The 24,960-nt window shown below is 43.2% G+C and carries 19 protein-coding genes; 7 read left to right on the top strand and 12 right to left on the bottom strand.

Going from position 1 to position 24,960, the window contains the following annotated elements; genetic code table 11:
• Positions 1-138: 138 nt before the first annotated feature.
• The 3 genes from BFP97_RS14875 to BFP97_RS14885 all read right to left on the bottom strand — a co-directional run bounded on the left by BFP97_RS14875 (position 139) and on the right by BFP97_RS14885 (position 5,555).
• Complete coding sequence (locus BFP97_RS14875; RefSeq protein ID WP_069843182.1) at positions 139-2,562, bottom strand: ABC transporter permease; 2,424 nt, start codon at positions 2,560-2,562, stop codon at positions 139-141.
• Between the two features lie 136 nt (positions 2,563-2,698).
• Positions 2,699-3,862, bottom strand: coding sequence for an aspartyl protease family protein (locus BFP97_RS14880; protein WP_083262585.1), 1,164 nt, complete (start codon positions 3,860-3,862; stop codon positions 2,699-2,701).
• A gap of 91 nt (positions 3,863-3,953) precedes the next feature.
• Entirely contained in the window at positions 3,954-5,555 is a 1,602-nt protein-coding gene (locus tag BFP97_RS14885; protein WP_069843184.1) for a beta-N-acetylhexosaminidase, read from the bottom strand.
• A gap of 96 nt (positions 5,556-5,651) precedes the next feature.
• On the opposite strand from BFP97_RS14885, the gene BFP97_RS14890 reads away from it, so the two are divergent.
• A complete protein-coding gene (locus tag BFP97_RS14890; protein ID WP_069843185.1) occupies positions 5,652-6,626 on the top strand; it encodes an isoaspartyl peptidase/L-asparaginase family protein in 975 nt (324 codons plus the stop codon).
• Here the strand turns inward: BFP97_RS14890 and BFP97_RS14895 are convergent.
• Together BFP97_RS14895 and BFP97_RS14900 are read right to left on the bottom strand one after the other, a co-directional pair.
• Entirely contained in the window at positions 6,623-7,861 is a 1,239-nt protein-coding gene (locus tag BFP97_RS14895) for a DUF418 domain-containing protein (RefSeq protein WP_069843186.1), read from the bottom strand. The two genes, BFP97_RS14890 and BFP97_RS14895, sit on opposite strands and share 4 nt — an antisense overlap.
• Positions 7,862-7,901: 40 nt before the next feature.
• The gene (locus tag BFP97_RS14900; RefSeq protein ID WP_170827477.1) at positions 7,902-8,189 is read right to left on the bottom strand and encodes a Rieske (2Fe-2S) protein; all 288 of its coding nucleotides are present in this window, start codon (positions 8,187-8,189) and stop codon (positions 7,902-7,904) included.
• A 112-nt stretch (positions 8,190-8,301) separates the two neighbouring features.
• On the opposite strand from BFP97_RS14900, the gene BFP97_RS14905 reads away from it, so the two are divergent.
• Both BFP97_RS14905 and BFP97_RS14910 read left to right on the top strand, forming a co-directional pair.
• The gene (locus tag BFP97_RS14905) at positions 8,302-10,572 is read left to right on the top strand and encodes a TonB-dependent receptor (protein WP_083262588.1); all 2,271 of its coding nucleotides are present in this window, start codon (positions 8,302-8,304) and stop codon (positions 10,570-10,572) included.
• A gap of 1 nt (position 10,573) precedes the next feature.
• Positions 10,574-11,167: a nitroreductase gene (locus BFP97_RS14910; RefSeq protein WP_069843187.1), complete on the top strand. Its 594-nt coding sequence runs from the start codon at positions 10,574-10,576 to the stop codon at positions 11,165-11,167.
• On the opposite strand, the gene BFP97_RS14915 is transcribed toward BFP97_RS14910, so the two are convergent.
• Entirely contained in the window at positions 11,164-11,859 is a 696-nt protein-coding gene (locus BFP97_RS14915) for a methyltransferase domain-containing protein (RefSeq protein WP_069843188.1), read from the bottom strand. The two genes, BFP97_RS14910 and BFP97_RS14915, sit on opposite strands and share 4 nt — an antisense overlap.
• A gap of 50 nt (positions 11,860-11,909) precedes the next feature.
• Here BFP97_RS14915 and BFP97_RS14920 point away from each other — a divergent pair, with 50 nt between their 5' ends.
• Positions 11,910-12,368 carry a hypothetical protein gene (locus BFP97_RS14920; RefSeq protein WP_069843189.1) on the top strand — a complete coding sequence of 153 codons (459 nt, stop codon included), beginning with the start codon at positions 11,910-11,912 and terminating at the stop codon, positions 12,366-12,368.
• Here the strand turns inward: BFP97_RS14920 and BFP97_RS14925 are convergent.
• A complete protein-coding gene (locus BFP97_RS14925; protein ID WP_069843190.1) occupies positions 12,361-13,464 on the bottom strand; it encodes a type III polyketide synthase in 1,104 nt (367 codons plus the stop codon). The two genes, BFP97_RS14920 and BFP97_RS14925, sit on opposite strands and share 8 nt — an antisense overlap.
• Before the next feature lie 50 nt (positions 13,465-13,514).
• On the opposite strand from BFP97_RS14925, the gene BFP97_RS14930 reads away from it, so the two are divergent.
• The gene (locus tag BFP97_RS14930; RefSeq protein WP_069843191.1) at positions 13,515-14,420 is read left to right on the top strand and encodes a UbiA family prenyltransferase; all 906 of its coding nucleotides are present in this window, start codon (positions 13,515-13,517) and stop codon (positions 14,418-14,420) included.
• Here BFP97_RS14930 and BFP97_RS14935 read toward each other — a convergent pair.
• Positions 14,417-15,529 carry an NAD(P)/FAD-dependent oxidoreductase gene (locus BFP97_RS14935; RefSeq protein WP_069843192.1) on the bottom strand — a complete coding sequence of 371 codons (1,113 nt, stop codon included), beginning with the start codon at positions 15,527-15,529 and terminating at the stop codon, positions 14,417-14,419. The genes BFP97_RS14930 and BFP97_RS14935 overlap by 4 nt on opposite strands.
• A 111-nt stretch (positions 15,530-15,640) precedes the next feature.
• Here BFP97_RS14935 and BFP97_RS14940 point away from each other — a divergent pair, with 111 nt between their 5' ends.
• Positions 15,641-18,160, top strand: a complete 2,520-nt coding sequence (locus BFP97_RS14940; protein WP_255399470.1) for a zinc-dependent metalloprotease — start codon at positions 15,641-15,643, stop codon at positions 18,158-18,160.
• 68 nt (positions 18,161-18,228) lie between these two features.
• On the opposite strand, the gene BFP97_RS14945 is transcribed toward BFP97_RS14940, so the two are convergent.
• The gene (locus tag BFP97_RS14945) at positions 18,229-19,536 is read right to left on the bottom strand and encodes an aspartyl protease family protein (RefSeq protein ID WP_083262589.1); all 1,308 of its coding nucleotides are present in this window, start codon (positions 19,534-19,536) and stop codon (positions 18,229-18,231) included.
• A 10-nt stretch (positions 19,537-19,546) separates the two neighbouring features.
• The gene (locus tag BFP97_RS14950; RefSeq protein ID WP_069843195.1) at positions 19,547-19,981 is read right to left on the bottom strand and encodes an SRPBCC family protein; all 435 of its coding nucleotides are present in this window, start codon (positions 19,979-19,981) and stop codon (positions 19,547-19,549) included.
• A 135-nt stretch (positions 19,982-20,116) separates the two neighbouring features.
• Here BFP97_RS14950 and BFP97_RS14955 point away from each other — a divergent pair, with 135 nt between their 5' ends.
• Positions 20,117-23,128 carry a CHAT domain-containing protein gene (locus tag BFP97_RS14955; protein ID WP_069843196.1) on the top strand — a complete coding sequence of 1,004 codons (3,012 nt, stop codon included), beginning with the start codon at positions 20,117-20,119 and terminating at the stop codon, positions 23,126-23,128.
• A gap of 42 nt (positions 23,129-23,170) precedes the next feature.
• On the opposite strand, the gene BFP97_RS14960 is transcribed toward BFP97_RS14955, so the two are convergent.
• The gene (locus tag BFP97_RS14960) at positions 23,171-24,184 is read right to left on the bottom strand and encodes a tetratricopeptide repeat protein (RefSeq protein ID WP_139135322.1); all 1,014 of its coding nucleotides are present in this window, start codon (positions 24,182-24,184) and stop codon (positions 23,171-23,173) included.
• Positions 24,185-24,194: 10 nt separating this feature from the next.
• The gene (locus BFP97_RS14965; protein WP_069843198.1) at positions 24,195-24,731 is read right to left on the bottom strand and encodes an RNA polymerase sigma factor; all 537 of its coding nucleotides are present in this window, start codon (positions 24,729-24,731) and stop codon (positions 24,195-24,197) included.
• Positions 24,732-24,960: the final 229 nt, after the last annotated feature.

Below are 24,960 nucleotides of genomic sequence, written 5' to 3' on the forward strand. Positions count from 1 at the left end.
TGTTAACGATTTAGATTCCGGATATTTTTATTCCCTCTTGAATTTAGGAATAAAAATTCCGGAATAACGCTTTGGTTCTGGTTTCTAGGCTATGGATTGTTATACCTTTCACCTAATTCCCAACAACCCAAAACCCAATCACTCATACCGCAACGTATTCGATGGGTTCATCCTAGCACTCTTGATCGTTTGATAGCTCACGGTTAATAGGGCTACGGACAAAACAATCACCGCTGAAACGGCAAAGACCACCGCACCGATATCGGTGCGATAGGCAAAGTTGTTCAACCAGCCGTCCATTACAAAGTAGGTAATCGGAGTTCCGATCACGACTGCTAGCAAGATCAGTAAGAAATACTCTCGGGATAGCAATAGGAGGATATTGGACACCGAAGCACCCAGTACTTTCCGCACGCCAATCTCCTTCGTACGCTGAAGTGCGCTAAAAGCAGATAGGCCAAACAGCCCTAAACAAGAAACAATAATGGCCAGCACCGAGAAGATGATAAACACCTTTCCAAACTGATCTTCCTTCTCATACTGACGGTTAAAGAAGGTATCTAAATAGAAATAATCGATCGGGTTACCCGGGAAGAAGGCATTCCAACTTGGTTCAAGTCCGGATAGGACCTCTCGGCCGCTTCCTCCGGAAAACTTGACGGTCAAATAACTTCGGTTATTCGGAATCAGGTTAAAGAGTATGGGTGATACCGTATTCTTCAATGACATCTGGTTGTAGTTGTCCACCACCCCGACAATCATTTTCTCCTGACCATTGTGGGTGATTTTTTGACCAACAGCCTCTTCAGCCGAAGCAAAACCCAGAAACTTGATCCCCGCCTCATTCATTATGGCCGCATCAGCATCGGTAGGAAAAGTCTTGTCATAGTTTCGCCCAGCAATCACGTCAATATCATAGGCAGGGAAGTATGTATAATCTACACCAACATTATAGATGGTCTTAAACTCTGAGTTGGGCTCTTCGGCTCTTTTGGCCCCATTGGTCCAGAAGATTTCATCACCAGGCACATTACTGGAGCTACTGAATTCCGTAACGTTCGGCAACTTGAGCACCTCATTTTTAAAGCTTCCCAAATAATTGCCAAAGAGTGAATCTACCTCGAGAATTCCAGGACCCTGAAGTACCAAAGTCTCCTGCATATCGAAGCCCAGGTCTTGGTTTTTCAAAAACTGAAGCTGCTTGTAAACGATCAGCGTTCCGGCAATCAGAAATACAGAAGCCAAGAACTGAAAGGTCACCAAACCCTTTCTAAGGAAAATACCTTTGTGCGAAGTCGTCATTTTTCCTTTTAAAACGGCTATTGGCCTGAAGGAAGAAAGCACAAAGGCTGGGTATAAGCTGGATAGAAAAGCACCGAGAAAAAACACACCAATCACGATCGCCCAGGTGCCAGAATTGAAAATAAGGCCTAGCGTCAGTGGCGAGCCTGTCAGGTCATTAAAGTAGGGCAGAGACAGCGCTACCAGCCCAACGGAAATCAAAGCGGCCACAAAGTTGATCAGGATAGACTCTATGATAAATTGGAAGATCAGATTACGCTTGAAAGCGCCCATAACCTTTCTCACGCCCACTTCTTTGGCCCTTTCCATCGATTTAGCGGAGGCCAGATTGATATAATTCACCCAGGCGATCACCAAAATGAAAATCGCGAGGATCCCTAGAAAATAAACAGACTGAGCATCACCATTCTCCTCAGGCTCCGACTCTTGCAGCAGGTCGGACTGTAAATGAATATCCGTCAAGGCCTGCAGCGGAAACTCCTGACGCCTATTGCCATTGGCATATTCCTCGCCCTTAATTTCATTCAGGTGGGCATCAAATTTTTTGTTGAAAGCGATCGGATCGGTACCATCGGCCAGCGCCACATAAGTATTGAAGTCATACCAGCCCCAATTGGTTTCGGCATCGCCATCGGTAGCATCAACTAAGGTTTGGAATGACAAAAGGATATCGAATTTGATATGCGAATTGTCGGGAACATCTTCAAAGATTCCTGTGACCATAAACTCAATATTCAGCCACTGGCTGCTCCATTTAATAGTTTTACCGATAGGGCTTTCATCCCCAAAATATTTCTTTGCTGCCCTTTGTGATAGCACCGCTTTCTTAGGTCCTTCCAAGGCCGTTTCCGGATCGCCCTCCACCATTTTCCAATCGAACATGGTCAGCCAGGAAGGGGTCACAATTTGTAGCTTTTCCTCTCGGAAGGTCACATCCTCTTGTGTGATCAATCCCGAAACGGGAAAGGCACGAGAAAACTCCAACACTTCAGGAAAGTTATTCTTCATCTCGGGTCCGACTGCAGGAACAGCTGCGGCACACTCAAATATGTTATTACCGTTTTGAAAGTAATTGTACTGCACCCGATAGATGTTCTCATAGTTGGAGTGAAACTTATCATAACTCTTCTCAAAGGTCACATACTGAAAGATGACCATACAACAGGCCATGCCCAGGGCTAAACCGATGATATTAAGAAAAGAGAAGGCTTTGTTTTTGAGCAGGCTGCGGAAGGCAGTGCGAAAATAGGAATAGAGCATAGTGGTTAATTTTGAGTTTTTCGCCTATTGGCGGTTTGACCAAGTCTAATATGCTGAAATTAAACTCCTTATCAAAGACGCAAAGCCTGGAACAAAGGATGCATGGGGTTGAGAACCCCTCAAAAAAATAGCGCTGCTAAATCAAGGAAGCCGGCTTCAAAGAGATATCGATTGCCTTCCCATTTCGCATGATTTTCAATTTCACGGTGCCCTTGGCATTGGATAAGTAGGCCACACATTCGTCATGGGTCATTCCCTTTTGGCCATCGACAGATACGATAATGTCGCCTAATTTGATTCCGGCTTTTTCACCGGACGAAGTAGCAATAACATTGACAACGGTCAGGGCACCATCCTCTTTCTTGAACTTCAATCCGCTTTTGTTTTCGCGATAGGGTTGATCGAACAGGCTATTGCGTTTGATGTACATCACCTGTTTTTTGTAATCATAGATGGTGTTGAATCGCTTTAAGATTTCCAGTCCCAGAATGCCGTTGATATCGCTTCGTCCACTCACGCCATTGCGGACCGTGGCCATTCTCATCGGCACAGCATCAAACTTTTGACCTAAGACCTCATAAGTTTTCAAGCGCCCTATGTAGTCGGTAGCTTCATTGCCCAATGCCTTTGAAGTGTATTTGTAATTGGGCGTGACTTTGTCCACCAATTCCTTTTCTCTCACCGTAGGTGAATTGATACGCAATGCCAGCGCTGCTCCAGTATCGACTAGATAAGGACCTGTAATCACTTCGCCATCTTCGAGCAAAAGACTCGCATCAATTTTTGGCACGTTAAAGGGAACGAGGGAAATTTTATGAGCTTCATAACCTTCGGGAGCAGGAAAATTATTTCTGGTGAAGAGATTGATTAATCCTTTTTCAAAATCCATTTCCACGGTATACCGATTTAAAACGTTTGCCCCGATCACTGCGTCCAATGGATAGTCCTCATCGCCCAAGTGATCGAGATTCATCACCAGAAAGGTTTGATTCTTTAATTTGAGATCGTCCCCCAGCATCAGGTCATTATTAGTCGAACGCTTAATGGTTACAGGTCCGGAAGCGCCTAAAACGGTCTGCTCGCCCGATACGGTTAACCCGATTTCTTCGGCAACAGCTTCGCTCGCCAGATTGGCGGCAGCGCCTGTATCAAAAACAACATTGATCGGACGACCATCATTGACTTGTCCTTTGATATAGACATGACCCAGATGAATTTCAAAGGGTAAGGCGACAATTGGATCATTGGCCTTTACCACATGGCTAACCAGTAGGCAAAGGGACAGCACAAGAACTCTCATAGAAGATATTTTACCTAGTATACTCGAACATCTGCATCTGGTTACGAATGGACGCGAACGTTAACACTCGTTAAGACAGTGAGCCAACCGCCTAATTGCTTGTGGCTACAGTGTCCTTTGCTGCATTGAAGTAATTGACATCACGTGCATCCAGCAATCGATACTGCTGGGCCATCTTGTTTTGAAAATGAGCCCAATCTTTATGCTCAGGCTTCGTCCATACCGTTTCGGATAGCGCCACTACACGAGGGTAAGCCATGTATTCCACATAATCGGTCGTCTTCATATACTCTGTCCAGACATTAGCTTGTGCACCCAATACATGCTTGTGATGTGCCTCACCCAGTTCAGCGGGAATAGGTTCATAGTGGTAAACACTTTCCAATGTCGTGAAGCCACCAATGGCCAAGGGTTGGGTTTCCTTTCGCGCCTGATAATGGTCGAAGTACATGTCGGCATTGGGTGACATCACGACATCATGACCCGCCTCAGCAGCTTCAATACCACCTTTCTCACCACGCCAGGACATTACCGTTGCTTCTGGGGCCAGGCCACCTTCGAGAATCTCATCCCAGCCGATCAGTTTTTTGCCCTTGCTCACCAAGAATTTCTCCATGCGCTTGATGAAATAGCTCTGCAATTCGAACTCATCTTTAAGTCCTTCCCGCTTGATCACCTGCTGCGCGAGTTGACTCTTCTTCCAAGCGGCTTTTGGAGCTTCGTCACCCCCAATGTGGATATACTCCCCTGGGAATAAGTCGATCACTTCCGTCAGTACATCTTCCAGAAACTCAAAAGTCTTTTCGCTAGGGCAGTAAATGTCTTCATATACTCCCCATTTGGTACCGACTTCATAAGGCCCAGGGCCACAACCCAATTCAGGGTAGGCCGCTAAGGCCGCAAGGCTATGTCCGGGCATTTCAATTTCCGGAACCACGGTAATCTGCCTTTCGGCTGCATAGGCGACTACCTCACGAATTTCATCCTGCGTATAGAAACCGCCATAAGGTTGACCATCTCCGATAAATGGATCGAAGTTCTTCTCCACTATGGTTTCCTTTCGCTGGCTACCGATTTCGGTGAGCTTTGGATATTTCTTGATTTCTATGCGCCAACCTTGATCTTCTGTCAGGTGCCAGTGGAAGGTATTGAGCTTATAGAAAGCCATCAGGTCGATGTATTTTTTCACAAAGTCGACCGGGAAAAAGTGACGACAAACATCAAGGTGTAGTCCTCTCCAGGCAAAACGAGGCGCATCGTTAATGGTCATATAAGGAAGCACTGCAATGTGCTTGTCCGTGGGAAGCATTTGAATCAGAGACTGTGTACCATAGAAAAAGCCCTTGGAAGTGGAGGCTTTTATAGTGACGCCTTCATGATCTACCGTCAGCGAATAGGCTTCTTCGGCTAGTTCGGGATTCGCCTTAAAATGAATTTGGGCATTGCCAGACTCATGAAGTTCCGAAGACCAACCCGTTGACTTAAAGTAGTCATGGAGAAAGAGCATGACTTGTTTGGCCTCTTCTGTTTCAGACAAAAGAATGGGTCTGCTGTTCAGGTTAAAGTGTTTTTCCAAATTGTATTCCAGGGATTGAGGCTGCGGAACAATTTGGGGAGTAATAACTTCAGGGGATTTAGGTTGGCAGCTGGCAAAAAATATCAAGGCGATGGCCAGCATCAAAAAATTTTTCATGGCGGAAGTTATTCAGTTTGAGGGAAAAATGAAATCCATTGATCAACGGTTGAGCAATAGCCATATGATTTCAATATCTTGGTCAAAACGGACGACATGACGAACAGAAGAAAATTCTTAAAATCATCTATCTATAGCGGTTTGGCCGTAACAACGGCTAGTTTAAGCAGTATGGCTTGTGAGGCACCGAAAGCCCCTAAAAAGCCGATCGTGATTTCTACCTGGAACCATGGAATGGAAGCGAATGCCGGTGCCTGGGAAGTGCTTTCTCAAAAGGGCCGTGCGGTAGATGCGGTAGAAAAGGGCGTTCGAATTACCGAGGATGACCCGAATAATGCGACTGTTGGCATTGGTGGTTTTCCCGATCGTGATGGTGTGGTTACGCTGGACGCCTGCATTATGGATGAGTTCGAAAACTGCGGGTCGGTGGCCTTTCTCCAAAACATCAAAAACCCAATCTCTGTAGCCAGAAAGGTGATGGATGATACCCCCCATGTCATGTTGGTGGGTGAAGGTGCCAGACAGTTTGCTGTAGAAAAAGGCTTCAAGGAAGAGAACCTACTCACCGAAAAATCGGAAAAGGCATGGAAGAACTGGTTGAAGAATCAGGATTACAAGCCAAAGATTAACATCGAAAACCATGATACGATCGGCATGGTAGCACTTGATGATATGGGTAACCTGTCCGGAGCTTGTACCACCAGTGGCGCTGCATGGAAAATGCATGGTCGTGTGGGGGATTCCCCTATTATTGGTGCAGGTCTTTATGTGGACAATGAGGTGGGCGCCTGTACGGCAACAGGCTTAGGAGAGTTCGTCATAAAGATTTGCGGAGCGCATATGATTGTCGAGCTCATGAGACAGGGTTTGTCTCCCTATGAAGCTTGCAAACAGGCAGTAGAGCGTATTGTTCGTAAATATCCGAATGACTACAAGGACCTTCAGGTTGGGTTTTTGGCATTGAGTAAAAGTGGCGAATATGGAGCCTACTCCATACACAAGGGCTTCAACTTTGCTGTGAAATCTAATGATCAGGAAGAGTTAATAGACGCAGATTATTACGGTAGCTAGTCTTCTTTGTAGAGCGGCTGCATTTTGCCATAGGTAAGCGATCGCCATAGCCATTCAAATGGACCATATTTGAAATAGGTGAGCCAGACACTGGCAAAGGCTATGTTAAAGACCCAAATGGCCAAAACAACCACCAACTGAAAAGACCGATCGAGATCTCCGAAAAGGGCAAGTCCATGGCCATAGAATAAAAAGCCACAAATAATCGATTGTATCAAGTAAGTGCTCAAAGCCATCCTGCCTACGCTGGCTAAGCGTTTGGCAATAAAGCTGCGGGTAGAGTTCTTCGTCACAAGCATCACAACACCAATATATCCCAGGGCAACTAAAACAGAGCCCCAATAATTGAATTGGGAGAAGAAAAAGAAACTCATTCTGAAATCCCATTCATAATTAAAGTTTAGCATGGTGCCCACAACAACCAGCGGAAGCCCTAATCCCAAGCCATAACCGATCATTTTGCTATAGTACTTGGTGCTTTGCTTTCCCTTGAATACACGTCTCTTGTAAAGGGCCATACCGATCAGCATCAGTCCGGCTACCTTCCAAAAAGTCTCGAAAATGAAAACAGTGGTTTGCATTTTAAAAGCTTGTGGCGCACGATAAAGAATTTGACGCTCCCAGGTACCCCGTGAATACTCTATTTCTTCGGCAATCGTACTGGGCTCTGGCATCCAGGTTTCTGTTCGGGCAGCCTCATACTCGCCAGGCTCCCACAATGGAGTAGTATAGCCTATGATGAGGCTAATGGCTGAGCCTATGATCAACAGAATGACACCCGCTTTCATCTGAACCCCTGATTTCTTGCTGCGAAACATAAACATGAAAAAGGCACAAATGGCATATACGAATAAGATGTCACCATACCAGATAAGGTAGGCATGTATCAAGCCGAAAATGGCTAAAAAGACAAAGCGCCTGTTTTGCAGGTCAGTGGAACGCATATGTTCTTTTCTCGCCTTTTGAGAAAGCATAACAATGCTGGCACCGAACATCATGGAGAATATGGCCATGAACTTTTGGTCAGCAAATACATGACTCATCAACCAAACCCAAAGATCATTGCCCGATAAATTCTCATAAGCAGTGGGGTTGCTATAAGCCACAGAAGGCATGGCAAAGCTCTGAATATTCATGACCAGAATGCCTAATACGGCCACGCCTCTCAATATATCCATTGAGACGATCCGAGCATTGGGATCGACAGGGTTTAGAATGTACGTAGCTTTGGTCACTAAGCTGGAAAATTATGCAATCTGGGGGAATATAAAAACTTCAATAGACCCTGACATAGACACCGTCCGCCTCAATCTCAAGCGGAAATGTCTTGAGGTCTTGACAAAGCCTATTCGCTTCCTGCCCTGTTTTCAAGTTAAACCGATAGAAATGCAAGGGACAAATGATTTCTTCGAAGGCATTGAGGCTACCCTCAGATAAGGGTTGTTTTTGGTGAGGGCATAAGGCTTCAAAAGCGAAAAACTCACCTTTTGTCTTTGCCAAACACACTTTTTGTTCCCCGACTCTTAAAACCCTTATGGCTTTTTCCACGAATACTTGTTCCATAGCCGACTGACTATTGAATATTTTGACACGTCTATACGCTGAACCCATTGCCATTAATATAATCAAGAACTTTGTTTAGCCCCCGAATCACCGATATTAGTGCCCGAATTTTATGCGCGACCCCTTGAAAAACCTTCGCTTACTCCTCCTTCTTGTTTTATGCGCTAGTATTCCGACTCTCATAAATGGTCAGGAAGTCCGGGTTAAGAATGAATCTTTTGAACCGCTGGAAGGCGCAAATTTATTGCTGCTAGATGATTCAGTCGGTTACGTATCCGACCCGAATGGAAGGTTTGACCTTCAGGTTGCTGAACCTAAATTGGCCTGGGTCTCTTTTGTCGGTTATGAAGGACAAGCTGTGACTATAAGACCTGATCAAGACCTGATTATTATCCTTCGTACCTCAAATAGAGTCTTGAGTGAGGCGATTGTGGAGGGCTTTACTGGTAAACAGTCCTTAAGCCGTCAGGCAGGGGCCATTTCCGCAATAACTCCGGGAACTCTGAGTCGCTTCGATGAGTCTAGCTTGGTCAATGCGGTGAATACCGTACCGGGTATCCGGTTTGAGCAAAGAGCTGGGGGAAGCTATCGGGTATCCATAAGGGGTAGCTCAATTCGCTCGCCTTTTGGGGTTAGAAATGTGAAAGTCTATTGGAACGGAATCCCTTTTACAGAGCCCGGAGGAAATACTTTTCTCAATCTTTTGGACCTCAACAATACGGCAAAGCTGGAAATTATGAAAGGGCCTTCGGCCAGTGCCTTTGGAGCTGGAAATGGAGGGGTCATAAAGATTCAAAGCACTGATTTGTCAACACTGTCGAATGCTTCACTTTTGAGCGCGTCATTTGGATCGTTTGGGGCACAGAAGTTTAGTGGTAGCCATAATGTGCTGAACGAAAACAGCAGCTTGACCTTGAAATGGTCGAACCAGCAATCAGATGGTTACAGAGAACATAATGCATTGGATAGAACTACCGTTGAACTCGATGGACTGTTTTTCCCTAGCGAGAAAAGAACCATTACCGCCTCCATTTTATATTCAGATCTCTTTTATGAAATTCCTGGAGGTCTAAACCCAGATCAGCGTGCCGAAAACCCTCGTCAGTCCAGACCTCGAAGCATTGAGCGTAACGCTTCAATCGCCAATGAGTTCTTTCTCTTTACGGTTGGCCAAGAGTATCAGATCCACGAAAACTGGTCTAACCAGACCAACCTGGGTTTAAGCACGAGTGATTTTGAAAACCCCTTTATCCTAGACTATAAATCAGATAATCAGCAGGTGTTTAGCTTGAGGTCCGAGTTCGAGAATAAGCTCAGCATGGGAGGCAAGCCCCTCAACCTATCTTATGGTATCGAATATCAAAAGTCATTCTTTGATGGTAAGAACTTCGGGAACATAGGTGGTGAGGCCGATACGATCCGCTTTGCGGATGAGGTTGAAATTGACCAGCGATTGTTTTTCGCGAACCTGGATTACCAGCTGAGCGATAAGACAAGCTTGACCTTTGGCCTAAGCCAGAATGCCTTGGAGTATGACATCAACCGAACCATTGACAGAATCAACAATGCACCACAGCGATTTGTAAAGGAATTTGATGGCGTTTGGTCTCCAAGGCTGGCCATTTCTCAACAAGTGGGCTCCAATTATTCCATCCACTTTAGTGTAATGAAGGGGTTTTCACCGCCTACTACCACAGAGGTAAGAACTAATGAAGGCAGTATCAACCTTGGTCTGCAAGCTGAAACAGGAACCAATTACGAACTGAACTTTCGTGGTTCCGCGGCCCAAAAGAGGCTTTCTTTCGACTTGGCCCTATTCTACTTTCAGCTAAGTGATGCCATTACCACTTTCACAGATGGTCAGGGAGTGGTCTTATTTAGAAATGCCGGGGAAACGAGTCAAAAAGGGCTGGAGCTATCAACCAGAATGGACTGGCTGAGCTCACCAACTGGTGTTATCCAAGGCCTCAGTACTTCTCTTGCTTATACCTACCATGATTTTCAATTCGAAGACTATATTGATGATGGTGACGACTTTTCAGGTATGGCGCTGCCCGGTACAGCACCCCATGTGTTGAACATTCAAACGGACCTAATGCTGAAGGGAGGAGCCTATTTGAACTTGACCTATCACTATTCAGACCCGATTCCTTTAAATGATGCGAATACCTTCTTTTCCCGAGCTTATAATTTGGTGAACCTGAGAGCCGGTTATAAGGGTAGCTTATTTAACCTGCCCATTGAACTCTATGGTGGAGTGGACAACCTATTTGATGTTTCTTACAGCTTAGGAAATGATTTGAATGCCTTTGGTAGAAGATATTTTCAACCTGCCGCAACAATTAACTATTACTTTGGATTAAAAGTAAAACTCGATCACTGATATGCCTGATTTGAACCCAGACCTTGTCAATCAACTCCTCAGAGAAAGGAGATCACTATATCCAGCACAATACACAGGCGAACCTGTAGATGATGCCATCATTAAGGAGATGTTGGAAAATGCCAACTGGGCACCGACACATCGATTGACAGAGCCATGGAGGTTCGTGGTTTTTAGTGGAGAAGGCTTAAAGAAGTTAGCAGGCTTTCAGTCTGAGCTCTATAAGGAAGTGAGTACCAGAGAAGGGAAATTTGATCAAGGAAAATTCGAGAAATTGGCCACAAAGCCCATGTTGGCTTCGCATATCATAGCCATCGGCATGGCCAGAGACCCTAAGGCTTCGGTTCCCGAGCAGGAAGAGCTAGCCTCTGTGGCAATGGCTGTTCAGAATATGTACTTGACCGCTGCGGCCAATAACATCGGTTGCTATTGGGGTTCTGGAGGTGTCACCTATTACGAAGAAGCAAAGCCCTTCTTCGGTTTGGGGCCTAATGATAAGTTAATGGGCTTTCTCTACGTTGGTAATATCAATAAGGAGAAATGGCCCAAGGGCAGACGAAAGTCTATTGACGATAAAGTCACCTGGGTAGGCTAGAAGATCAATTGCCAGCGAAAGGCCCACATCCACTTCAGGGAGAATGCGTTGATTTCTGCCGAAGCCATAATCTTTTCCAATTCGTTTTTCCGAAATGCCCTGCGTACCGAAAGTGGGGCATCGTATTGAACCATAGGTGATTTTGAAAATAGTTGTGTGAGCAACTTAATGGAGTGATAGGCAAACCAATGTCGATGTAAATCATTGATCACTACACCAATCTTTGCCTGTGTTTTGAACTGATGGAAAATGGATATCAGTTGATCATCCTTAAAATGGTGCGTAAAAAGTGTGCAAATGACGATATCGAAACGATTGGCCTTAAAATCATCGGAAAAGATGTCTTCAGTGTAAAATGAAATTTCGGGGTAGTCGATACAGTTCTTACGGGCATAATCGATAATGTTAGGGTTCGCATCATAACCTTTCAGTTCGACTTTGTAGCCCTTTTTCCTGGCCCACTTGGCTACGAGAATCATGATGTCTCCCCCGCCACAGCCAAGGTCCGCAATAACGATCGGCTTAGTGGCTGTGTGATTTTTGAGGAGCTTCTGCAGGCCATTGATGGTCACCTGGTTTCCCCCCAATAAACGATTGATGGTTTCGAGTTCTCTCAGGGTTTGGTCAATGATTTCTCCCCCAGAATCCAGATCATCCATTAACTCTTCTTCGTAAGCCCTTTTCTCAAACATGCGCTAAACCAATCTGTTATTATTAAACATAATCATTAAATTAAAGGATAATGCGCGTTGCCAGACTATTCTTTTCACTCTTCATGCTGGGTACTTTGGCAGGCACTGCACTTGCGCAAGAAGCATCTTTGAATGAAAGGGCGCAGACTCACATTTTAAAAGTCATGCGCGAATACAAAAACCCCTTGGCTTACTACCCATTAAGAAAGGACATTTTCCTTCCAACTGAAGAAGAGGTCATGAAGACTGAGCTGAGGCATAGCTACCCAGATAACTCGATCGTTGTTGGACCCTTTATTTTTATGAAACCTGGTGCTGAAGTAGATAGGGAGCCTTTTGTAGATGCCTCTGGAAACCCAATGTTTCGGGATTTCTTTGGTCGAAAGAAACCAGCCTCGCTTAGTGGTGATTCCTCTTTCTTCTTAGGCAAGCAAAAGCGTCTGTTGAGCGCTCACCCCAACCTAGGAAAGTTTTTGCTTTATAACGAAGGCTTTTTGAAGCTTAAATAACTTCTAAAATCATAGACTCCACGGTAAGGCCTGGTCCGAAGGCAAGAGAAAGTATCTTATCTCCTTTGTGCTTTGAACTCAGTGTTTCGAAGAGCTTCTTTAACACAAACACCACTGTGGGAGAAGACATGTTACCATAATTCTTTAATACTTCACGACCAGCCCAGTCCTGGTTCTTATCTAGTCCAAGCTCTTGTTCTATGACTTCCAAAATGCGTTTCCCACCTGGGTGAAGTGCATAATGATGAATTTCGTCAATGGAGACCTGATCTTTGAGCTGCTGCACAAGGTTCTTTATCCCTTTTTCGATGAGCACCGGCACATAGGCGCTGAGTTTCATCTCAAAGCCAAAGTCACCAATGTTCCATGCCATTTCTTGCTCGCCTTCTGAGAAGACTTCATTGTAAAAAGTCAAAGGTTTCAACTGAACTTCGGCACCCAAGCTTGTATCAGCGGAAATCAATAAGGCTGCTGAACCATCACCAAAAATGGCGTTGGAGATTAAGTTATCATCATCCGTTTTATTTTGGAAATGGAGGGTGCAAAGCTCAGTCGCCACAACCAAAACTTTCGCCTTTGGGTCGGCAGCACAGAAGGCATTCGCGGCTTTTATACCTACAAAGGCTGCATAACAACCCATGAAATTGATACAGGTACGTTGGACACTTTTACTTAGTCCAAGGCGATTGACCAAGTCAATATCCAAACCGGGCGCGTACATTCCTGTACAGCTGATTGTAATTAAATGGGTGATGTCTTTTGACTCAACAGCAGTTTGAGCCAGGCAATTATTCGAGCTTTCCACTGAAAGCTCAATGGCCTCTTTGCGATAATAATCCGACCGTGCTTTGGTAGTTGGAAATGGATCTAGCCCTTCACTCGGTGGATAGAATGCCCTCTCTTCTAATTGGTTGGAGGCGTAATCAGGAATGGTGGAATAGCGATCTTCAATACCTGAGGCACGATAAAGTGCTCTTAGGCGACCTTGTTCTGCCCCCTTCATGCCATGCGCTTTGGCCATAAACTCTACGACTTGCGTTTGGGGAATTTTGTGTTTGGGTACGGCAGTGCCGATTGAAAGAATGGAACTAGTCACGTCCTATATTAGTGGTTTTTAAGCTAAATTGTTTGCCGAAAGATCGGATTATGTTTAAAAGATCAAACTGGCTGCACTTACGCATCCATTTCTCCTATTTTCTGCTGCCCATTTACCTCTTTGCACTCTCTATTAGTCCCAACTTGAGTGAGGCTGGCCTCTTGGGGCTGTTTGTAATTCTTCACCTCTTCATTTACCCTGCGAGCAATGCCTATAATAGCTTCTATGATAAGGACGAGAAGAGTATTGGTGGCCTGAAAAATCCTCCTCCGGTAGATAAAGGACTCTATTGGCTCGCACAGCTATTCGACTTGATCGGTCTGTTGATCGCCTTCATCTATTTTCCCAAGAATTATACGCTGCTGGCTATGTTGCTAGCTTACATTTTGGCATCCAGAGCTTATAGTAATCCTGCCATACGGCTTAAAAAATATCCCATTACCAGTTGGCTGATCGCGGGGTTCTTTCAAGGCGCATGGGTAGTATGGTTGGTTTACATTGGCTTGAATGATTTTCCATTTGCCAATATCCTGAAACCTCACGTGCTGATACCGGGCCTTTTGGCTTCTGCTATCCTTTGGGGTTCGTATCCGATGACCCAAATCTATCAGCACGAGGAGGACGCCAAGCGAGGAGATATTACGCTATCGATAAAACTAGGCATCAAAGGCACCTTCATGTTTACAGGCGTGTTTTTCGGTCTGGCCAGTTTGGGTTATGTGTTGTACTTCAATGAATATTTCAATCTAAACTATGGCCTGGTTTTCCTGGCGGCCATGTCGCCTGTGATCATTTTCTTTGGCAAGTGGTTTTTCAAAACTCTCAAGGATGAATCGAATGCCGACTATACCAATACCATGCGGCTCAACTGGATTTCGGCTACTTGTTTGGGTGGGTTTTTCCTTTACCTATTCTTGCACTCAACGAATATTCTATCGGTAGTTGGAGTTTATTAAAAAGGCTGCCCATGGGTATTCTTCATAATTTGATAAGCCAGGAATGAAGAGTTTTTCATCAGCGTCACCGCGATTTCAGAAGTAATGGCCGACCCGAAAAGAGATTGTGTCCTTCGTCCTACCCTCAGTCGCTTTTTGAAGGTACCGTTCCAGGCGGCTTCATAGGCTTGTTCCAAAGCTTCTCGCTTTAGTTCACCTTTTTTGTAGTGCTTCTCAATGCAGTCGACAAGGATTTTGGCAGAGTGAATGGCCATGGCCATACCATTGCCGCATAAAGGGGTAATCAACCCTGCGGAGTCGCCAGTCATTAAGATATGATCTTCCACGGCAGTCTTTGGAGCAAAAGAAAATTCGTTGATGACCTCCGGCTTTTCGAAGAGGAACTCAGCATTGTCAAATATGTTCTTAAGGAATGGGTTTCGTTTTACCTCGGCTGCCTCCATGGCCTCTATAGAGCCATACTTTCTTAGTGCGTCCCTGCTTCCGAGATAGCAGAGGTTGTACTTGTCATCTTCTATAGCGCTAATGCCGCAATAGCCACTGGGAAAGTTATGCAGCGCAACTTTGTCTTTAGGGTAGTCTGTTTTGATATGGTACTTCACCCCAATATAGGGAGCTCTCTTTTGGGTAAAATGCCTTTCAAGTTTCTTGTCTAAAACGCTTTTTTTACCATAAGCACCGATGACGAGTTCACTTTCGAATTGCTCATTAGCCGTGCTTATGTTGAAGCGATCGGCATGAAAGTTTACATCCAAAATAGAAGTCTTGGTTACAACATTGACTCCCTCTTTAAGAGCAATTTGAGAGAGAAAATTATCTAGAACATATCGACTGATCCCAAAACCCCCAAGGTCGAGTGGCAATTCAAAGCTTCTTCCCTTCACGGAGGTGAATTCAAATTTTTGGATTTCCGAAGGATTGTAACTGTCGGGAAAGAGACCGTTTCGTTGGAGAAAAGGCTTTACTTCGTCAGAAATATATTCCCCGCACACTCTATGGAATGGATACTGTTTTTTCTCATATAGGCTGACATTGTAGCCTTTACGCTGCAAAAGAATACTGCTGACGAGCCCAGCTAAACCACCACCAATGACTGTAATTTCCTTCAAGATATCCCTTAAGACAGATCAATAACCACTCAAATAAAATGGAACAGACGCATTATAATTTGAATTAAGTTTATATTTCAACAAGAACCAGAATTTCTAAAATACAATCCAATGAAAATACGAAATCTTAGACCAGCAACATTCGTTGCTTGCATGCTAGCGGCTTTTATGCTGATAGCTGTAAACCCTGCTGAGGCTCAGCGGAGGAAAAAGAAGAAGGATGCTAAGAAAGAGCAAGAAACACCAAAGCCTGCTCCTAAAAAACCTGCTCCTAAAAAGGGAGGCATTCAGCCTTTCGATAAAGTAATTACAAAAGAAGCTAAGACCGATGAAGGTCTTTTCAACGTTCACAAAATTGATAAGAAGTACTTCTTTGAGATTCCTAATGACATGTTGGGAAGAGATATGTTGATGGTAACGCGTATTGCCAAAACTGCTTCAGGCATTGGTTTTGGTGGTGGTAAGACCAATACTCAGATGTTGCGTTGGGAAAGAGTCAATGACAAAATTCTTCTTAGAATTATCTCAACGACCATTACAGCTGCAGATTCACTTCCAATAAGCGAAGCGGTTAATAACTCTAACCTCGAGCCAATTTTGGCGGCTTATGATATCAAAGCCTTGTCAAAAGACTCATCGGGCGTTGTTGTTGATGTAAGTGCACTATTGACTGGAGATGTAAAGCCTTTGGGTTTACCGCAGTTCAGAAGAACACAATACAGAGTTACCCGATTGGATGCCTCTAGATCCTATGTTTCTCGCGTAAGCAGTTACCCTGAAAACATTGAGTTAAGACATGTGAAAACATATTTCGCAAGCAACTCTCCATCAAGCTCTGCTGATGGATCGATCACGGTAGAAATGAGTAACTCGATGATTCTTTTGCCTGAAGTACCGATGCAAAGAAGGCTTTTTGACGAAAGAGTAGGTTGGTTTGCCAGAGGAACGACAGACTACGGTTTGGACGCTCAGCAATCAAAAACGGTGAGATACCTTGATCGTTGGAGACTGGAAGTCAAAGAAGAGGACATGGACAAGTTCCGTAGAGGAGAGCTTGTAGTGCCTAAGAAACAAATTGTTTATTACGTAGATAGAGCTACTCCTAAGCAGTGGGTGCAGGCCATCAAAGATGGTATCGAAGATTGGCAAGTAGCATTTGAAGCTGCTGGTTTCAAAGATGCAATTATCGCTGCTGACCCACCAAGTCCTGAAGAAGATCCTGATTGGAGCCCAGAAGATGTGAGGTACTCTGTAGTAAGATACTTGGCTTCTCCTATTCCAAATGCAAATGGTCCTCACGTATCTGATCCACGTTCTGGAGAAATTCTGGAAAGTGATATCAACTGGTACCACAACGTAATGACGCTATTGAGAAGATGGTTCTTCGTTCAAACAGCGGCCATCAATCCACAGGCGCAAAGCTCAGAATTCGATGACGAAGTGATGTCTCGTTTGATCCGTTTCGTGTCTTCTCACGAGGTAGGTCACACTTTAGGTTTACCACATAACTTTGGTTCTAGTAATGCATATCCGGTTGATTCCTTGAGATCAGCTTCATTTACACAGAGAATGGGAACGGCTCCGTCTATCATGGACTATGCGCGTTTCAACTACATCGCTCAGCCAGAGGATGAAGGCGTAGCTCTGATGCCAGAAGTGGGTGAGTATGACAAGTACGCCATCGCATGGGGTTACAGACCAATTTTGGATGCTGATTCACCAGAAGCAGAATTGCCAACTTTGAGAAGATGGATCGAAGAGAAAAACGGAGACCCACTTTACAGATACGGTCGTCAGGGTAATGCGAATGATTACACTGCTCAAAGTGAAGACTTAGGTGACGATGCAATGAAAGCCAGTGATTATGGTATTGCCAACCTTAAGCGAATCATGACCAACCTTCGCGACTGGACCTATGTTCCAGGTTCTGATTATACTGAACTACAAGAAATGTATGGTGAAGTAAGATCTCAATTCAACAGATACATGGGCCATGTGGGCCGATATGTAGGTGGTGTAAAAGAGAACTACAAGACTGCCGATCAAGATGGTTTAGTATATACGCATGCACCGAAGGCCAAGCAGAAAGAAGCTGTTAAGTTCATTATTGACAACCTCTTCAACACACCTAAGTGGATGTTAGATCAGGAGATTATCGGTAGACTTCAGGATTACGGTGCAGTTGAAAGCATGCGTTCTCTTCAGGTCAATGCTATGAACTCTCTTCTTGAGTGGAGAAAGCTTGGTAGAGTGATCGAAAATGACGCTATGAATGGCGCTGATGCTTACCGCATCACAGAACTATTCTCAGATGTGAGAAACGGTATCTGGTCAGAGCTTCCAAGAGGAAGAGCGATCGATACGTATAGAAGAAACCTTCAGAGAGCACATATTGAGCGTTTAGAATTACTTATGACTGGTGAAATGCCTCCAGTACCTGCACGTTTCAGACAGTTCTTTGGTCCTGGTATTGATGCGAGTCAATCAGACATCAGACCAGTAGTGAGAGCTGAGTTGAAAACGCTTCAGTCGAGAGTAAGAGCTGCTATTCCTAGAACTTCAGACAGAATGTCTAAGATTCACCTGGAAGATGCGCTTGAAAGAATCAAGAACATCCTTGATCCTAAATAAGATTTCATTCAATTCAATAAAAAAGCCCCGACTAGTCGGGGCTTTTTTTATGTCTTAGGCTTTGCTAATTATATCAGGTTCCTTAGCTCTATTTTCTTCTCTATTAACTTACCGTCTCTCTTAACGACTATGGTGAGCACAGTTCCAGAGGGCTGTCTTAAAAGACTGTTCATACTGGCAAAAGAATAAAAGAATACCGGCTTGTCACCAATAGAAATGATCTCATCACCAGGTTGGATGTCCATTTGCTGTGCCGGTGAATCAGGAATGATTTTAGCGACAAAATATCGGTTAAGCTCTTCACCAGAAACGTTAAACGTGAAGCCTGCTGTATTGAACTTGAAAGAGTTTTTATAGTTGTCGTTACGCTTTAGGTAGATCGCCTCGTTGAGGTAATCAAAAATGATGTTGAATCGAGACAATACGTCAGAACCGATGGTACCATATCGCTTAATTTGCTTGGCATTTCCTTCAATTCCATCTACGACTTTCTTTACCTGCCAATTTTCAGGGAATGAAGTGACGACTTTTGAAAACCTGAATTTTCTTCCAAAACGAAGACCCTGTACCCTACCAACTTTTCCTTCCAGTTCTCCAATCAAACTGCTGCCTAGAGAGTGGTCAACTGTGTGCTTCGGAAGTACAATCTCTTCATGACGTTCCTGATCCAAAAACAGGGCGCTACTCGCACCGGTATCGATCAGTAAGTTCACTTCTTTTCTTCTTTGGCCTTTCTGCTTGATTTGAGCCTCGATATATGGGCGAAAATCGCGAATCTCTACATCTACTTTTCTAAAACCTTTAGGCGCCCTGAATTTATCTGGTTCGTAAAGGCGAAGCTTTTCGTTCTCATAGTCAACCTCCACCACAAAGCGATTAAACAGTTCCGAGCCCAAAATACCATGGGCTTCAACCCCTAGTACATTACGGATGTCTGAGCCACTATCTTCCAATAACAACATGGATTGATCTTTTCCACTGACGCCATTGAGCTTGATGCTTAGGTTACTAGCCACGATCAAGTCGGTAATTTTATCTCCATTGCCAGCGTATATTGGAATGGTTCTGGCATTGGCCAGGTTATTATCGGCTATGACAAAACGATCGAAGATCATTCCCGATTCAGAGCCTGTATCTAGAATAAAGTTGAAGGGTCCCTCACCATTCACAAGAATAGGAACGATGATGAGGTTACTCTCATCTTTGAAGCTGAGTTCTACATATTGTTTGCCATCGTCAAAGGAGAAACCTAGCGAGTTTTGGGCAAAACTATTGATTGTAAAAAGTAACGCGAATGTCAGTATGGTATATCGCATAGTAATGATTTTGGTTGGAAGGCTGTTGAGCCAACTAATTAACACTAACGGACTATTCATACCCTTAGTTTTATTTGAAAACCCTCTTATAGATAGGTTTACGGTAAACAAACTGCAAAAATAGCAAAGGATAGAGTAGAACGGTCATCATTTTATTATTGGCTTTATACTCAATGCTATCCACAATTTGACAGCCATCAGCATTGCCAATCAGGATGTGGTGATGTTTCCAGAAACGGAACGGGAAGGGCAGTACAATTCCCTCATCGATAAACTCGAAACGATCCGGTGTTTCATTATCATAGGTGATTTCACTGACCCACTTTTGCTTGCCAACTTTAAAGTCCAATAACAGCTCTACCAGGTCTCCTTTTAGGCAGCCATCGAACCTCAGTAGGGAGACCGAGGGAAACGGAGGGTTCAATTTCAGGAACAAGTCCTCATTAAAGCCAGCCTTCACTTGGGCTAAAGATTGCCGGACTTCTGTGGTCACCTTTACATGCATAGGAGGATAACATGAAATGCGACTAAATGTTAGTGCCTAACAGTTGTTTGTATGTTGAATGATTGTTCGTATCTTCATTTAGATTCACCTCGACTAGTTAAAGTGTTTAAAATATACCCGCAGGTCATACGCTTAATGGCCTCTATACTCTTGTTATTGGCTACCCAAGGCATTATCCTATCACAAGAGCTTGCGCTTAAATCAAAATACGCCTATTCCACTCCGGCTCTGGATGCCGCTCAACAACTTTACAGTCAAAAGAAATACCCTGAAGCCCTAGCCGCTTTTGAAGCCATCATTGCTGAAGCCGAAGCACAGCAAAACTATGAGGAGGTCGTTTATGCAATGGAGAAGAAGGCCTTGGCGTTGAGGAGGCTGGGTAGGTATGATGGAGCTGTTTCTACAATGGATCAGGCAATACTCCTAGCGAAGGGAAATTTACCTGGAGATCACTTTTTGATCTCTAAGATGTACTATACTCGAGGCTCTACCGATCATATTTTGCGTGACTACTATGACGCCAGAGCTTATATGGATACAGCCCAAATCTATTATGAGAATGCCAGCACCTATGATTCCACTGCGCACTACAGAATCATGGAATATAAATACTATGCTTATCAGTATTCTGAGGGCAGTCCTGACACCCTATTAAAGTACTTGGACAAACTGGTATTCCTAGAAAAAGCGAGAAATGGAAGCCCTAATCGCGTGAGCAACTTATTGCAAGGGTATCCTACAATCTTTATTCAGAAAGGAGACTTTAGTCAAGCTCTTGCTTATGCTATTCAAGCTTACAGGTTTGCCATTGAAAACAAGGATAGGATATCAACAAGATATTTTGTTGAAGCTCAATTCTATTTGACCCAAGTATTGTTCTACCGAAGAGATTTTAAAAGAGCACTTGACATATCGAAGGAGGCAGTCCCCTTTTTGGAATCTACCCCGATAGACCAAATGCCAGAATATTACTCATTCAATAATTTGATTGGATTAATTCATATGTCCTTAGGTGATAGCAAAACTGCTCTTGAGTATTTCAAGGTTGCAAGTGAAATACCATTGGGTGTAGGCGATATGTCTAACCAAAGGCAAAACTCTCTGTTTCAAGCAAGGCAGATGATTAATCTAGGACTATGTTACGAAAGCCTTGGCCAGATGGAAAAGGCGAAAACATATCTAGAGGGGTCATTAATAAAAATGAAAAACCTTATGACCTCTCCCAGCCCGAATCTTCATGACAACTATGAATATTTGGGAGATTTCTATTCAAGAGAGGCTAAGTTAAGTGATGCAATAACATCTTATGATTCCGCACTCAGAAATGGATTGTCATCATTTGACGGTGGGATACTTGATTTTCCCAGCACAAGTAAAACTGTCAATTATTCATTCGTTGATCTTAGAACTTTATCAAAGAAAGCAGAGAGTTTAAAGAGACAAGGAGTTAAAAATGATTTTGATAAGAAGTATTTGTTGGCGGCAAAAAAGTATGTGGAGCTTACTGCTCAAGTCTTACTAAAAAATAGAGAAGAGTTTCTTGAATCTGAAGGGAAATTGTTTCTGAGTGAGAATTTCAAGAGGCTATATGAAACGGGAATTAGCACCAACTATGAGCTGTTCAGGCTTACTAAGGACAGGCGTTTTTTTGAGAATGCGATGTCCTTCGCAAGGCAAAGCAAGGCTATCCTATTCCTCGAACAGTCACATGAATTCACTTTAGTTAATAACAACTTTATTTCGCCTTCATTGAAAGAGGAATTTTTTAACTCCAAGAGTAATATTGAAAGGCTCCAACGTGCGTTTTATGAGCTAATTAATGTCTCAGTCACTGGTGATTCAATACTAAGTCTAAACGAAGAACTTTTAAAAGCGAGACTTGACAACGAAAATATCAAGAAAAGAATAAAAGAGGAGTTAAGAGGTTTTGACCGAGGAGAAGCATTTTTTGAAGGGCTATTACAAAACGAAGCAATGGGCAAACTCGAGGAAGGTCAGGCTCTTATAGAGTTCTTTTTCGGTGTTGATCATGTTTATATACTTGGGAGAGACTTTGAAAATATAGCATTTCATCGAGTAGAGATAGATAGCTCATTGTTGAGCTCATTGAACTCTGTAATTACTCTAACTTCTAGGGCTCCAAAAGTCAAAAATATTCAAGAGGAATTTGAGGAGTTCTCAGAGAACGCGTTCTTTTTATATCGTGCGCTTATTGAACCGTCACTCAAGGACCTTGATGGTTCAATAGATAGACTTATTGTTGTTCCCGATGAAATATTATCTCGTCTAGCTTTTGGAGCCCTAGTTCAAAACCTGAATGGCTCAGAAAATAGCTTTGATCAACTACAATATTTGTTGTTGAAGTACAAGTTTCAATATCTACTTTCGTCAGAATTGTATGGAAATAGAAAAGCTACTAGGAATGCAAGCGGTCAACTCCTAGGTATAGGTTTTAAAGAAAGCACTTCAGTCCATGAAGGCTACTCAATGGGTTCATTGCCTGGGACAGAAAAAGAAATAGCTTTTCTTCAGAGCAGTATTTCTGGAACCTACTTGCCAAATGGAACAAAAAAAGACTTTCTTAATAAAGCTCGTGATTATGATGTTCTTCATTTAGCAGTGCATGGTAAAGCTGATAGTAGCAGTAGGTATGAGTCTAGCTTGATTTTTAATGGGGCCAGCGATAATGTATTGAACACTAATGACTTGTATTTGGCAGGTCTTCAAGCCAGGTTGACCGTTTTAAGTGCATGTGAAAGTGGTCGAGGTCAAATTAATCAAGGGGAGGGGACTTTTAGTATAGCTCGCGGATTTGCTCTGGTTGGAATACCATCGATAGTAATGAGTCTTTGGAAGGTAAATGACAAGATTACATCAGAAATGATGGTAGATATGTACGATAATTTTGTGAATCATGGTGTGGCAATAAATGATGCACTTCATGACTCTAAGTTACAGTACCTAGGATCTGGCGATGAGTATTCCGCGCACCCATACTATTGGGCTTCTTTCTTGCATTTAGGGGAAGATATAATGTTAGATAATGGAGACAATCTATTTAAAGACTACCTATGGTACGTCCTTACAACAATAATGTCTGGGGCTATACTTTATGTTGTTATACGAAGAAAAAGAAAAAGGGCTTAATAGCCCTTCTTCTCGCGTGTATATGTGTGTGGAATAAAATTCTTACATTCTTTTGTCGAGAATAAAAGCAAAGCCTTTCCCATTTCTACCTTTGGCCTCACGTAAAATAATAAACTCAACAATGTCTCCATCTTGCAGACCAGTAATAGGGTCGTCTGTATGAAATCTGTATAGTTTTCTGGAATTGAAGTCTGATAACTCACCAAACTGGACCCTCCTCTGGTCAACGAACGAACCATCGGGAGAATCAATATCCGGCTCTTCCTCTATTATAATTATTGGTCCTTCACCTGCGGTTTCGAGAGTTTCATAACCCAATCGACTAAGTACCATTTTACTTCTTTTTTGGAATGACCCTTTTGAAAAGTTTAGGCCAACCAATGAAGTCAACGCTTCCTCCACTTTCTTATCAGCTAAAAGCGCCATACTCAAATACCATTTCGACTGATCTTTGAAAGTAGAGAAGTTATTCAGTGTAGTATTTAAGTTCTCAACGGCAGTTTTATAATCACCGATTTCTATATTGGCAATACCCATATAGAAGTAGTTTTCAGCGGTCTTTTCTACTTCTACTAAAGCTTCGAAGTTTTCAACTGCCAAGGCATAGTTACCTGCATCATAAGCACTGTAAGCAGCAGCACTCATTGATTCTGTTTCTATGGCTTCGCCCCTGACTTGTCCGTTAAGGTTATTATAAGGTTTGTAATATTCTGTAAATACGTCCTGCGGTGACGGTTGCCCGCTCCCGTTGAGGACAAAGTAGCTGACCGATACCATCAGTATCAGGCTGGCAGCCACGGTTAACATTCTTTTCATAGCAGTCTGATTGTTGTTAGTCGTCAATTCCTCTTGGTTGAGGGAGTCCTCGATGTCAGTCAGTAAGGACTTAATGTTTTTGCGGGCTTCTAATTTGACGGCAAGTTTAACCTCTTTGATCTCCTGAAATTCATGGTTGAATTGTGGATCAGTCTTCAGCCTTTCATTAAAGGCTTTAAGTTCGCTTTTGTCAAGCTCATTGGAAAAGTATCTGTCTAGCAGATCAAAATTGCTCATCATAAGGGTTTACCTATAGTTGATTCTTTATTCTCTGGATACACTTGTATTTCAAATTCTTTACAGTGTTTCCATTTTTATATCTCATTACCTCGGCAATCTCATCGTTGCTCAGGTTGTTGAAATAAAAAAGTCTTAGTATTTCACTACAGGGTTCTCCCAGCTCGGAAACGAGCTTTTTGATTTTATTAAGTCTGACCTCTTTCTCTGGATTTTCTTCTTCCAGTGCCTCGAAAAGCTCGTCTTCATCAATTTCTTCTTGATAAGAGATCTTTGAATTTTTTCGCGTGTCTGCGAGTAGCTTGTTCTTGCCGATAGAGTAGAGATAAGTCTTAATCCCTGCTTCATTCATTTCTTCAAATGACTCTTCTAGAACGTTTTCGTAGAAGGAGAGTATGGAGTATTGAAAAATATCAACAGCCTCGTCATCGGTGCACTTGTGGGTATAGGTGATCCACTTTAAAAAACTGGCCCTATATTTCTTATAAATGTCCTCAAGTGCAGTACGATCACCGTTCCGCAATCGCAAGATCAACGAGTTTACACTCATGCTCTACTTCTTTAGTGATTAGGCAATTAAAAGGTCACCCAAAAGAGAGAGTTTTTTTTAAAAAAAATTCATGTTGGGGAGCAATTCTCATTATGAAAAAGGTAAAAGTCAAAAAATACTGGAAAAAGGCACATTTGGCCGTTTTTTTTAAAATCTACGAAAAAAATATGGACTAAAAGGGTGACATTCGTCTAACCGAATCACTAATAATATACAAGTAGCTAATTTA

Source organism: Roseivirga sp. 4D4 (assembly GCF_001747095.1).
Lineage (GTDB): Bacteria > Bacteroidota > Bacteroidia > Cytophagales > Cyclobacteriaceae > Roseivirga.